Below are 13,413 nucleotides of genomic sequence, written 5' to 3'. Positions count from 1 at the left end.
CACTCAAAGCAAATATAAATAGAGGTGGAATATGAAGTTTAAAATTATAGTTTCCATTGTCCTTAGTATGTTAATTGTCTTGAGTAGTGCCTTTCCATTTCTTAATGAGTTTATCTATGCAGAAGAAATGCCATTTAAATATCCAATTATCAATGTCGAAGCAAGCTCACATGATGGGAATCTACCAGAAAACACAATTGATAATAACTTATCAACAAGATGGTCTGCACAGGGTATTGGTGAGTGGATTCTGTATGATTTAGGCAGTATTCAAGAGGTAGGGTATCTAGGAATCGCTTTTCATAATGGCGATATTCGAACAACAACAGTTGATTTAGAGTTGTCGGTCGATGGTGAGACATGGACTAAAGTTACTGACCAACAGGAAAGCAGTGGTAGCTCATTAAATTTAGAAGCATATGATTTTGAAAATCAGAATGCTCGTTATATACGGATAGTTGGCTACGGCAATTCAAGTAATGATTGGAATAGTATAACAGAAGTTCATGTCTATGCACCATTTGCAGGAGGTCCAATTGTTGAAGAAATAGAAATAGTACCCCCTGGACCAAAGCCTGATGCTGATCCTTTCACTATACCGGGACTTTATTATCCAGATGGACTAAAATATATTCCACATGAACCAAACCAAGTTACAGGAAGAACGCTAGATGTTACCGATTTCGGTGCGGATGTTCGTAACAATGAACAGGATGATACTCCTGCAATTATTGCGGCAATCGAGGCAGCAGAATTTGGTGATGAGGTTTATTTTCCAAATGGTGTTTATAATTTAATAAGTGCGATGCCAGAGGACTTGACTGCACATTTCTATCTAAAAAGTGGTGTCAATCTTCGTGGTAACAGTGAAGAGGATGTAGTGCTCGTATCCTACTTTGATTCAAAGGATGTTCCGAGTAGTAGAGTGATTGCTTCCTATGGAAAACATGATGTTGTCATTTCAAATATGACGATCACTTCAACATTTGATGGCTCCTATTCAGAAAACCCAGGAGAAAACAATCCTGAACATGGTGGACCTGGATATGGAATATTTATCGCTGATTCTATTGGACAGCCGTCCTATCACATTACGATAAATCATGTAACAGTTGAAAAGTTCAAACGAATGGGTATCCGAATTGAGAAAAGCAACAGAAATATTATCGAAAATGCGACATTTAGAAATGCTACAGATGTTGGTGGTGGTGGCGCTGGATATGGCGTATCTATCCAGGGCGTCCAAGGGTTCGATAGACTTGGGCATTCAAATGATACCTATTTTAATATCGTTCGAAATAGTCAATTTGTTGGTCCATATATTAGACATGGCACATTAATTCAGTACTTTGCCCATAATAATTTAATTCATGGTAATAAATATACGGATATTATCCATGATGCAATTGATTTACACGGTCAAGGCGAATACTTAAATGAAATTAGCCATAACAAAATTGATGGCGTCATCCGTGGTGGAATTGGTGTTGGAAATACTGGTGGTACACCGCCAAACTCTCATTCCTCATCTGGACCGGGAAATTATATTCACCATAACACATTGACGGATACACGCGATGGAATCACTGTTATTATGGGATCCCCTGATACAATTATTGAGCGTAATACAATTGTCAACACAAGAGGACCTGAAAATGCTAAAGGGATTTATTTAAAGAATGCGCCACGTACGATTGTAAAGGAAAACAAGATTATCAATAATAAGGCACCTGGATTTTGGGGAATTGTTGTTGCCGAGGATTTCGGTGATACAAGAAATGGCGGTAAAGGTGCGGGTATTCCTCAAGACATCGTTATCGAAAATAATCAGATTGTTAATAATACAAATGGGATGAAGTTAGAAGCAGGAGAGGGATTAATCATCCAAAATAATTTGGTTAATAATAATCATCATGAAGACTTTGTCGACCTTATTTCTAAGGAAGAGAACGAAGATGATTATACAATTTATTCTCTCAATCCAACGGATGACGCACTAATTGATATTGAACGACCTGACAGCAATTACGGAGTTATTAATCAAGAGCTAATTGATGCAGGAGCAGCAGATCGAAATTACTATAAGTATTTTAATATTAAAAGCAATGCGGACAAGTCAAAAGGTAGAATCGCCTACTATCAATTCGATATTGCTGATTACGAGGGTATCGGTCGTGCAACATTCCAGCTAACTGGAAAAACAGGGAGCAACACGACGTCTGTATCACTTGCAGTTTACGGACTAACTAACAATGATTGGAATGAAGAAACACTAACTTGGCGTAATGCACCAAATGTTGCTTTAGATAGCATAGAAGTAACCGGAATAAATGAAACTGCATTTTATCTAGGAACCTTAACAGTAGACCAAGCTGAAAATAGTATTTATAGTATCGATGTTAGTTCCTTTATAGAAGAAGGAAATACTGAGAATGTTAGTTTGATGGTAGTTGATATCGAAGGACAAAATGGAAATGTTAATTTATATTCTCGAGATGAATCGAATAATAGAAGTTGGCCAGAACTGGTTATTGGCGTAGAAAAGGATTGAATAAAATACCGCTAACCTACTAGGTTGGCGGTATTTTGTGATCCTGTGTATGATGATTTTCACTCCAATAGTAAAGTTGTAATAAATTGGTTGAGAGAAGGCATAATCTCCCAATACAGGCCTATGGCTTATGCGATGTATGAAGTACTGCATTAATTAACAAGGTTTTCTCCTTATACTCATAAGTTGTCGATATTCCACATGTTTTATACTGTCGCGGAATTCTTGCTCCCTTCATAAATCAATGCTATGCTTTGTAAACTGCTAAACAAAGTGAGTGATGAAAATGATTCACCTAATATATTCCGCAAAACTTTATAGATTGAACCCCAAAAACCTAGACTGAAATCAGTCTAGGTTTTTTGTTGCCTAGGGGAAAGAATACTTTTGGAGGTGTGAATTTATGAGCCGAAAACCGATTGCAAACGCCCCAATCATTGCTGTATGGATTAGTTTAATAAGTAATATCATATTAACAATACTCAAGATTGTCGTAGGTACAATTTTTCATAGCCCGGTTCTGCTCGCGGACGGCTATCATAATGCCGGCGACGTTGTAGCAAGCGCTGCGGCTTTAACATCCATGCGCATTTCCAAGCGACCGGCAGATGACGATCATCCTTATGGACATGGTAAAGCTGAAGTAATAAGTTCTGCCGTTGTAGCACTCATTCTTGGTGCGGCTGCAATTTACATAGCTTATGAATCCATCTCGGCCTTTTTTAATGAACCAGAAAAAGCGAGCATAATCGCCTTTATAACGGCTGTTGTTTCTCTTGTTTGGAAACAGGTTTTATACGTGTACACGATTCGAATTGGAAAAAAGGCAAATAGTAAAGGGTTAATCGCAACGGCATATGACCATCTCGCAGATGTATATGCTTCACTTGCAGCAGTATTAGGTATTGGACTTGCACTTATTGGAGAATTTTATCAGATTATTATCTTTGCTTACGGAGATCCGATTGCGGGTATCATTGTCACGGCTTTAGTTTTCAAGCTTGCTTATGAAATCGGAAAAGAAGCACTAGATACGCTTATGGAGAAAAGTGTTAGTCCGGAAAGGTTGAATGATTTCACGGCCTTAATTAACTCAATTCCAGAGGTGAAACGTATAGATCGCCTACGCGCTAGGGAACACGGACACTATGTCTTAGTTGATCTACGTGTGGGTGTTCATGGTGAATTAACAGTCCAAGAAGGCCATGATATAATCCGGAAAATAAAGAAAGCGATAAAGGAAAATAATCATGATGTCGATGAAGTTCTAATTCACTTAAATCCTTGGTATGCTGACGGCGAATAAATAACGTACTAAAACAAACGATCTCATCTTAGAATGAGTTCGTTTTTGTTTTGAAGGAAATTAACTATATAGGCAGTGGGTCACGATTTACTGATGTAAGTGTAAAATATGCGGATATAAGTCGAATACACACTGATATAATGCAAATTACCACGGATAATGTACCAAACCCGACTGTTAAAAATGTCACACTCACTCTTTTAATATTGAGGTACTTTAGTGGGGGTTGACTAATCTATAAAATTAGTATAAAAATAAGTAGAGGGACTATTGTCGTTATATAAAGTATGTATATACTGAAACAGGCCTATGAAAAAAGGTTTTAGTACAAGGGGGAGTATTATGCCAAAGTCAGTTTCTGAAGCCATTTCGGGATTACTTCAGCGGGACCGGCTTATGAAATTACTAGACACGGGTATCGATAAGAAGCTATCAATCGTCTGTGCGCCCGCCGGCTATGGAAAGACGACGCTTCTTAGTCAGTGGTCAGAGCGATTTATTGGCCAAACCGCGTGGATTTCCTTAGATTATCCTGACAACGATCCAATTCGTTTTTGGGAAAACGTAGCGAAAGCAATCGGTCAAACATTGCAAACTGATTTATACGAACGACTACTTCCACTATTAACCACACAACCGAGACTTCCAGTTAAACTATTTGTCGACTTAATCAGTACTGAAATTGGCAGTAGCAACTCAAAAGTTCAACTTATCCTCGATGATTATCAAGTAATTACCCAATCGACGATTCATCGCTCAATTGCACGATTGATTGAACATCGACAAAAAAACTTCCGGCTTATTATCGCAAGTCAAAGTCAATTACCCCTTCCGCTGATTCGATGGAAGGCAGATTCAATTGTTCAAGAAATTAATAGTAACCAAGTCAAGTTTTCGTATAAGGAAACAGTCCAATATTTAGGCAAGAATTCTAAACATATTTTGGATTTAAATACCCAGCATGAAATTTTTAAGAAAACAGAAGGATGGCCAATAAGCATCAAATTAGTCGCGAAGTTATCTGAAAAGAAGACGTTAGAAGATGTAATAAGTAATGGAAATAATCCGTATGTATCCGATTATTTATTTCATGAATTAATCACCGACCTATCAATTCAAGAAAAAAACTTTTTATTAAAAACTTCTATATTAAAAGTGCTTGAGCCCGAAACTTGTTTATCGATTACTGAAGACATAGATGCAGCTATTATTCTATCCTCTCTTGAAAAAAGAGGGTTCTTTATTTATAAAAAAGATGAAGAAAAACCGGTATTTCAGTATCATCACATGTTTCGCGATTTTTTGATCCAAGAATTACGTCAACGTCATTCCATTGAAGAAGTGACACGATTGTTTTCAATAGCTGCTGATGAACTGTACAAAAAAGGTGACTTTATTAACGCGATTGAAATGGCTATGAAAGGAAAAGTTTTTGATCATGCCTTGAAATGGATAGAAGTTCATGCGATAGAAGTTCTCAATCTTGGCTACACGGATACGATTAAAGGTTGGATTAATTTATTACTGAAAAAGCAGCAACAACTGAGTGTCGGAACGATATCATTATTTGCACTAGCACATGCGCTATTACAAGATTTTGGGCGAGCATTACACATCATTGAACAATTGGAAAAGCGGCATGAAATAGATCAATGGATGGATAGCGCAGAATACAACAATGAAGCTGCGGATATTTTGGGAATTAAAGCGTATGCTTTGCTAGTTGGTCAAAATAATATCAACACTTCAATGAGATTAATGCTGGAGCAATTAAAGCGAGAGGCAAACGATTGCAACTTCAACAAAATCCCAATCCGTTACAATATATTGAACTTGACGCTATTGCATACAAAGATTGGCGGTAAAGGTAAACTTTATTCTGAAGAAATTGAAAAGATTTTCGTAAATAATTTTCAGTCTACAGACTACAAACAATTAATTGTCGGGGGCTATTATTTCGGAGTGCATGCTGAAAAGTTAGTGGAATGGAATCGAGTCGAAGAGGCCTTACTTGTCATAAGAGAGGCAATAAAAATTGGGCGAAGTTTTAAAGATCCTGGAATAGTTGTTCCAATGTTTGTATTAAAGTGTCGAATCGAAATGACTAAACAAGATTATCCAGAAGCACAACGCTATTTGGAAAAAGCTAAATCTTATGCTTTAAGCCAAGTTGAACCCCAATGGATTGATGTCATTCAAATAATGGAAGCAATGATTCATATTCAACAAGATAAAATTGTGAAAGCAGAAGGAAAACTTTTCGGGGCGATAACGAATGAATACATTGGAGGTATCGGAAACGAATTTTGGTGGTTTGTCTATGTTCGAGTACTGATTAAAAAGAAAGATTATGAACAAGGATTACAAACAATAACACAACTAAAAACTCGTGCATTTGAAGATGAACAAATCACTTTAATAATAGAGGCCTCGTTATTAGAAGCAATCCTTCATAAATTGAATGGAAATAATAGGCAAGCGCTCGATATGTTAAATGAGGCCTTGAAATTCGGGAGTCGTTACGGGTATATAAGACTGTTTCTAAATGAACATGAAATCTATTCTTTAATGAAAATGTATATAAAACTAAGAAAAGATCGTCATATCCCATCTTGGAGTACGATTCCAATAGATTATGTTAAAAAGATAATGAGCATTTTCACGGAAGAACAGTCTGCATTAGGATTGAATTCCGAAAAGAAAAACCCACTCCACGGGCTTACACCCCGCGAATTGGAAGTCTTAAAATTATTAACAACCGGATTATCAAACCGCAAAATTGCCGACGAGTTGTTTTTATCGCCGGGAACAGTTCGTATCTATCTTTCTAATATCTATGCAAAATTACAAGTTAAATCGAGAACACAAGCAGTAATTATTGCCAATGAAAACAAATTAAACTGAATAAATTGAAATTACTGACGTTCGTCAATAGTAACCGTCTTTTATCTTCTATATGATTAAGCTACTATAGTTAATCATATGAAAAAAGGCCGAGTTTCTTTGACGAATTTTTTTATTCACACCAACAGATGTAGGTGTTATAAACAAATTGTCACATTCATACATTGATTGTGTATGTGCATTAAAGACTAAAGAAAGTAATTCTAGATAGATAGTTTGTACTAACTTTCAGCATCTTCGAATATTGTTATGTGGACCAGAGAATATTCATTTGGAGGTTATTATGGAAAAAATACACTACGCAAGGGAAAGAAATAAATCACAGGTAAGTTTTTATATTTTAATTAAAAGGATTATTGATATCGTTGTAAGTTTTGTTTTACTACTTTGTCTAAGTCCTTTTCTGTTGTTATTTTCGATTGCTATTCTCATTTTTTCCGGAAGACCTATTTTTTTCAAACAAAGTAGAACAGGTAAACATAATCAACCCTTCACAATATGGAAATTTAGAACGATGCAAAAATATCCAAACTCGAAGAAGCTCCATAATTATCAGTGGCTAGAAGGGGTCCCAAATGATTTTTTGTTTGAAACGCCAACCCAGCAAAAAATTACGAGAATCGGAAAGATTTATCGAAAGCTAAGTATCGATGAATTACCGCAATTGTTTAATGTATTACGAGGCGACATGAGTTTAATCGGGCCGCGACCCGAAATTCCTGAAATCACACAATTATATAGTCGGTACCAAGCAATGAGATTAAAAGTGAAGCCAGGAATGTCAGGCTATGCCCAAATAAACGGACGCTCTGTCATTAATCATGGCATGAAAATTGAATATGATCTTTACTATATTGAAAATCAATCAATTGGGTTAGATGTAAAGATATTCTTTAAAACAATTGGACTGGTGATTCGGGGGAAAGGGGCTTGGTGAGATGGGAAAAATAGTTGAGGAAGTTGAGAAAATCTAATGAAAAAAGAGATGGGAATAAAAGAACTAGTAAACTTAATGTTAAAAAAACGAAGCCTGGTTATCTCTATTATTTTGTTCTTTACTTTAGTTGGAAGCATAGTCGGTTTCATATTACCGTCAACCTACGAAGCAAAAACAGACTTGTTGGTAAATTATACATTGAAATCGGAAAAGGCTATTGATCTTCAGTCTAGCGATATTGAAATGAGTTTGCGTCTAATTGAAACCTACAAGTATATGTTGAAAAGTGATAGGATGCTAACCGAAGTAAATTTACAGTTAGATGAACAATATTCGAAATCGGAGTTAATGAAATATATTTCAATTGAATCGAGCAATAACTCCCAAATAATAACAATAGTTGCGCGAGAAAAAACTAGAGAAAAAGCAGCGATATTAGTAAACAAGTATGCAACCACATTTCAAGAAGAAATAAAAAACCTAATGAGTCTAGAAAATATTACAATTTTAAATAATGTCTCGCCAAATGCTGGCATAAAAGAAATTACATTCCCTTCTTATATGTTAAGTGTAATCTCATTTGTTATTGGAGTTATCGTTTCAATTATGACGATTGTAATTCGTGAGTTTTATTCACCGAAGTTAAATACAAGCACTAAAACAGAAAATGTACTGAGCATCCCTAATTTGGGTATTATACCATTTGTCAAAGTTAAGAAATCATTCAAGAAAAAATATGATCAGTGGGATGAAAAACTTATTTCAATGATGGAATCTCCACCAATATTGACTGAAGGCTTTAGAAGAGTAAGGGCAAATGTGCAATATCAAATGTCACAAAAAAATATAAAAACAATCTTGGTAACAAGTCCTGTTCACGGGGATGGGAAGTCTTTTGTAAGTGGGAATCTAGCAATTATTATGGCTATGGATGGAAAGAAAACGGTATTTGTAGATGCGAATTTAAGACAGCCAATTGGGCGTCTAGTTTTTAATCTACCAAAGCGAAATGGATTGACATCACATGTTTCTGGTCATTTCAAGTTGAATGAAATTATTCAAAAGACAGGAACGGAAAATTTATTTTTCATAAGCTCTGGTCCTATTCCACCGAATCCCGCTGAAGTACTATCTTCACCAAAAATGAAAGATTTAATTGATGAGTTGAAGAATCAATTTGAAGTAATCATCATTGACACCCCGTCACTTAATGTCGCAGATACAATTAGTCTTTCGATGGTTGTGGATGGTTGTATATATGTTATTGATGCAGAAGGCACAAAAGATGAACAAGCAAGTAAAAGCCTTAGGCAATTGCAAAAAGTAGATGCACCAATTTTAGGAACAATATTAAATAGAAGTTATTCTGAGGAAAAACAGGTTGCAATTGAATAGGGTTGGAAAGGGCGTGTAATTATGGTTGTTGAAGTATCAAGGGATTTTTTACAAGGAATTGACACTTTAGTAAAAGTTGAAGAGGATCAAATTTTTAGGGGAATGGAAATATGGCATTTGAATATGTTGGTAAGTGCTATTGAATCTAACCTAATTCCGCTTGCAGACAGTGAAAAATACATGCTAATTAAACTACCTAATGGGAGAGTACCGAAAGTCACATTATCTATATTATACCGCTTGCAACTGTTGGGTTACGTCCCAATAATTGTTGGAGTTGAAACCAGTTTAAATAATAGAAGTAGTCTAGGAACGATTCAAAAACTTGTTACCAAGGGGGCTCTGATACAGGTTAAAGCATCTAGCGTGATAGGTAATCGTGGAAAATCAATCCAAAAATATACGATGAAGTTATGCAAGAATAAATTAGTTCATTTTGTGGACTTAGACACTTATCATTCCAATAAAAAACGATCACCTCAAAAAAACGTATATAAATATTTGCAAAAAAAGATTTCAATTGAATATGTTCAGTTTTTACAAGCAAATGAAAAGCATGTTAGTAACGGTACAGATTTTCATGTTCCTATTCCAAAGGTTCGTAAGTTAAAATATCCACGGATCATAATGATTGGATAAGGCGAGGGGGTTCATATGATTCAAATTATGCGCTGGAAAAAGCAGATTTTCAGCAATCATTTCATACGAAGTCTTTCCGTATTGATGGCCGGAACGGCATTTGCAAATGTATTGATAGTCGCAACGATACCGATTTTAACAAGGCTATACACACCTGAAGAGTTTGGGGAGTTGTCAGTCTTTCTATCAATTCTATTTACTGTCCAAATTATTGCTTCAATGAGATATGAAACAGCAATCCCTTTACCTGCAAAAAATGAAGACGCTTTTCATTTATTAGTCCTTTCATCATTTATTGTTATTCTAATGAGTATTTTTGCATTTTTTTTCATTACATTTTTTCCAGTTGCTCAGTTTTTTGAAATGCCAGGTTTAATTAAATATATTTGGTTATTATCGCTAAGCTTGCTTGGTATGGGATTTTGCCAAGCATTAAATTTATGGGCTATTCGAACAGAAGAGTACACTTCGATGTCCAAATCTAAAGTAATGATGAATGGAAGTACAGTATTTTCACAAATATTATTAGGTCTATTTCATATCGGGCTGATTGGTTTGCTTATAGGTGAAGTGCTTGGAAGGTTTTCAGGCACAATAACCTATTTGAAAACAATTAAAAAAACTGAATTGCGCTTTGAAAGATTTAACTTTAAAAAATTAATAACTGTCATGCAACGATATAAATGGTTTCCAATTGTTTCAAGTTGGTCTGCAATTCTGGGTAGTCTTGGAAATCAATTGCCGGTATTTTTTTTAGCAGCAGCATTCGATGCGAAAACGGTGGGGTTGTTTTTTTTGGCTCAAAAAATTTTAACGATTCCTGAGGGATTACTAGGGTTTTCCGCTTCTCAAGTATATTTATCACAATCCGCTCAACAATCCCGAATGTCCTATGAAAAGTTCAAGAAATTTTTCTGGGATATTGTAAAAAAGATGGTTTTTATGGGGATTGCTATTATTGGGTTAGTTGTTCTAGTTGCTCCGCCGCTAATTCATATCGTCTTCGGAGATAATTGGGGGGAATCTGGGACGTATTTACAAATTCTCGCAGTTTTGTTTCTTATGAAGATCGTTGTTAATCCAATTACTGCGAATTTTTACGTATTCGAAGCGTTGAAAATTCAAATGTTAAGCGAGGTTATAAGATTTGTATTAATCGGTTTATCGATTTATCTTGCAGTTCGTTATATTGAAAGTCCTACTTTATCGATTCTCTGTATAAGTATCATTAGTTCAGTTGGTTATTTAATCCATGGGTTCTTTTCTTGGTATGTAATGAAAAGAAGTTATGAGTTACCGATGAAAAATAAGGAGATGATATATGCAGATGAAACGTACGAGGGGGTAAACAATGCTTAATAATCAACATAAATGGATATATATTTATTTGTTTTTCACGATGTGTATAGGTTCATTTGTACTTGTTGAGCCTTCCCCCTCTGATTTATTTATGATACTTCTCATCATTGGCTGCCTCTTTTATGGATTTTATACAGTTAATGAAGAGACTGTCTTTCCATTAATAGTTCTTTCTCTATTTCTTATTAGTAATCTCATCTCATTATTTTTTGTTAGAGAACCATTTACTGCCGTTCGCTATAGCGGAATTACATTTTACTTAGCCTTTTCCTGGGTGTGTTTTGTTAGCTTAGGGCACCATTTCAAATTCTCGCTTCTTCAAATAGTATCAAAAGGCTATTTGATATCAGCTGTTTTTGCAGTATTGATAGGAATCGCAGCTTATTTTAATCATCTTCCGATGAGTGATGATTTCCTAATGTTTGGGCGAGTTAAGTCGACGTTCAAAGATCCAAATGTTTTTGGTCCATTCTTAGTTATGCCAGCACTTTTAGCGATTAGCCTGGTAGAACATGATGGATTAAAAGTTCGTGATAAAATACTAAGTTTTTCTATCTTTTTATTGTTGTTGACTGGGATTATTCTTAGTTTTTCTCGTGCAGCTTGGGGGAATTTCGCTCTGTCTTTTTTTCTTTATGTAATTATCGTTAAAAGAGAATTTTTAATGAAAAGAATAAAAACGATTTTTATACTTTTACTAATCGGCCTCCCATGTTTAATTTATTTCATCCAAACACCAATTGTCGAAGATTTATTTTCCTCCCGATTAATGATTAAAAGTTATGACAGTGACCGCTTTACTACGCAAAAAGAAGCAATAGAGACAGGGTTTATAAACCCGCTTGGTATAGGTCCCGGTCATTCAGAATTAGTGTTTCAATACGCACCGCATAGTTTATATGCAAGGTTGTTTACTGAAAACGGTCTAATTGGAATCTTATCATTTACAATTTTTTTTATTTATAGTACATGGAAGTCGTTTACAAATTACTGGAGGTCACGAGGTGGGTATAGTGTTCTTTTCATAGTGATATTCGCTTCGCTTTGTGGTCTCGCATTCAATAGCTTTTTTATAGATACATTACATTGGCGACATTTGTGGATTATTTTAGCGCTAGCATATTTTCCAGTATTCAATGATGAAAAACAAACTGGTGAAATCCTTTCGTCAGGATCGAGGAGGCTGCTATGAAAATTGTCCAATTAATTACAAGCATGGATACAGTCGGCGGGGCTCAGATACATGTAAGAGATATAGCTATAGGAATGAAGAAACTAGGACATTCAGTTGTGCTCGTTTCAGGTGAAGGTAAAAACATTCATACCGCTATTGATAATGAAGGGATTTTACATTATAGAAATAAGCACTTAGTTAGAAAGTTGAACATTATTACCGATATTAAGGCACTTATTGAGTTGAGAAAAGTCTTGAAACAAATTGAACCAGATTTAATTGCCGCACATTCTTCAAAAGCTGGAGTAATTGGAAGAATAGTTGGATGGTCACTTGGCATTCCAACTGTATTTACCGCACACGGATGGTCTTTCACTGAAGGAGTACCTATAAGGCTACGAGTGATTTATATAGTTATTGAAAAAGTAGCCGGCCTCTTCTCTGATGGAGTCATTACCGTTTCTGACTACGATTATCTATTGGCCAGAAAAAACAAAATTATCCCTGCCCAAAAACTATATACGATTCATAACGGTGTTCATGATAGTAAGCCTCCGTATGTTGTTAAAAAAGGGAGGGATGTCCCAATTATTATAATGGTAGCAAGATTTGCGGTACCGAAAAAGCAAATTGATCTGTTAAAAGCTTTGCAAAAACTTCAATCGTTGAAATGGAGGATTCGTTTTGTAGGTGATGGTCCTTTATTAAAGAAGTCAATTGATTATGTAAAAGAACATGGTTTATCTCAAAGAGTTGAGTTTCTTGGAAATCGAAAAGATGTAGAAAAGTTATTGATGCAGTCTGATTTATTTATTCTCCTATCTGATTGGGAGGGTTTACCTTTAAGTATTTTGGAAGCGATGAGAAGTGGTTTGCCAGTCATTGCTTCTGATGTAGGAGGCGTCAAAGAAGTGGTATTAGACTCCGTTAATGGCTATTTAATTCCTGAAAATGCCGAAGGTGAACTAATCCGAAAAGTTAAGCATTTGTTAGCCAATCCGAAATCACGTTTGGAAATGGGGAAAGAAAGTCGAAGGATTTTTGAAACTAACTTTACATTTAGCAAAATGCTTGATGAAACCGATACTTATTACGAAAAGATTCTGGAAAATAAACGGGGAAAATTATCGATTCCAAGGAGGGCATAA

Annotated in this window: 9 protein-coding genes; all 9 read left to right on the top strand. The window is 35.5% G+C overall.

What is annotated here, in order from left to right; all coding sequences use genetic code 11:
* Positions 1-31: 31 nt before the first annotated feature.
* The 9 genes from JSQ81_RS07135 (at position 32) to JSQ81_RS07095 (ending at position 13,413) form a co-directional block, all read left to right on the top strand.
* A complete protein-coding gene (locus JSQ81_RS07135; protein WP_212606981.1) occupies positions 32-2,551 on the top strand; it encodes a DNRLRE domain-containing protein in 2,520 nt (839 codons plus the stop codon).
* A gap of 403 nt (positions 2,552-2,954) precedes the next feature.
* Positions 2,955-3,857: a cation diffusion facilitator family transporter gene (locus tag JSQ81_RS07130; protein ID WP_212606980.1), complete on the top strand. Its 903-nt coding sequence runs from the start codon at positions 2,955-2,957 to the stop codon at positions 3,855-3,857.
* 342 nt (positions 3,858-4,199) lie between these two features.
* A complete protein-coding gene (locus JSQ81_RS07125; protein ID WP_212606979.1) occupies positions 4,200-6,761 on the top strand; it encodes a LuxR C-terminal-related transcriptional regulator in 2,562 nt (853 codons plus the stop codon).
* Positions 6,762-7,044: 283 nt separating this feature from the next.
* Entirely contained in the window at positions 7,045-7,698 is a 654-nt protein-coding gene (locus JSQ81_RS07120; RefSeq protein ID WP_212606978.1) for a sugar transferase, read from the top strand.
* 36 nt (positions 7,699-7,734) lie between these two features.
* Positions 7,735-9,093, top strand: coding sequence for a tyrosine-protein kinase domain-containing protein (locus tag JSQ81_RS07115; protein ID WP_212606977.1), 1,359 nt, complete (start codon positions 7,735-7,737; stop codon positions 9,091-9,093).
* A gap of 21 nt (positions 9,094-9,114) precedes the next feature.
* On the top strand, positions 9,115-9,732 hold the full coding sequence (locus JSQ81_RS07110) for a CpsB/CapC family capsule biosynthesis tyrosine phosphatase (RefSeq protein WP_212606976.1): 618 nt from the start codon (positions 9,115-9,117) through the stop codon (positions 9,730-9,732).
* A 15-nt stretch (positions 9,733-9,747) separates the two neighbouring features.
* The gene (locus JSQ81_RS07105; protein ID WP_212606975.1) at positions 9,748-11,091 is read left to right on the top strand and encodes a lipopolysaccharide biosynthesis protein; all 1,344 of its coding nucleotides are present in this window, start codon (positions 9,748-9,750) and stop codon (positions 11,089-11,091) included.
* Positions 11,084-12,283, top strand: a complete 1,200-nt coding sequence (locus JSQ81_RS07100; RefSeq protein ID WP_212606974.1) for an O-antigen ligase family protein — start codon at positions 11,084-11,086, stop codon at positions 12,281-12,283. The genes JSQ81_RS07105 and JSQ81_RS07100 overlap by 8 nt, the downstream gene beginning before the upstream one ends.
* Complete coding sequence (locus tag JSQ81_RS07095; protein ID WP_212606973.1) at positions 12,280-13,413, top strand: glycosyltransferase family 4 protein; 1,134 nt, start codon at positions 12,280-12,282, stop codon at positions 13,411-13,413. The genes JSQ81_RS07100 and JSQ81_RS07095 overlap by 4 nt, the downstream gene beginning before the upstream one ends.

This window comes from Sporosarcina sp. Marseille-Q4063, from assembly GCF_018309085.1.
Lineage (GTDB): Bacteria > Bacillota > Bacilli > Bacillales_A > Planococcaceae > Sporosarcina.
Note: the sequence above shows the minus strand (reverse complement) of the source record. Positions and strands in the feature narration are given on the sequence as shown.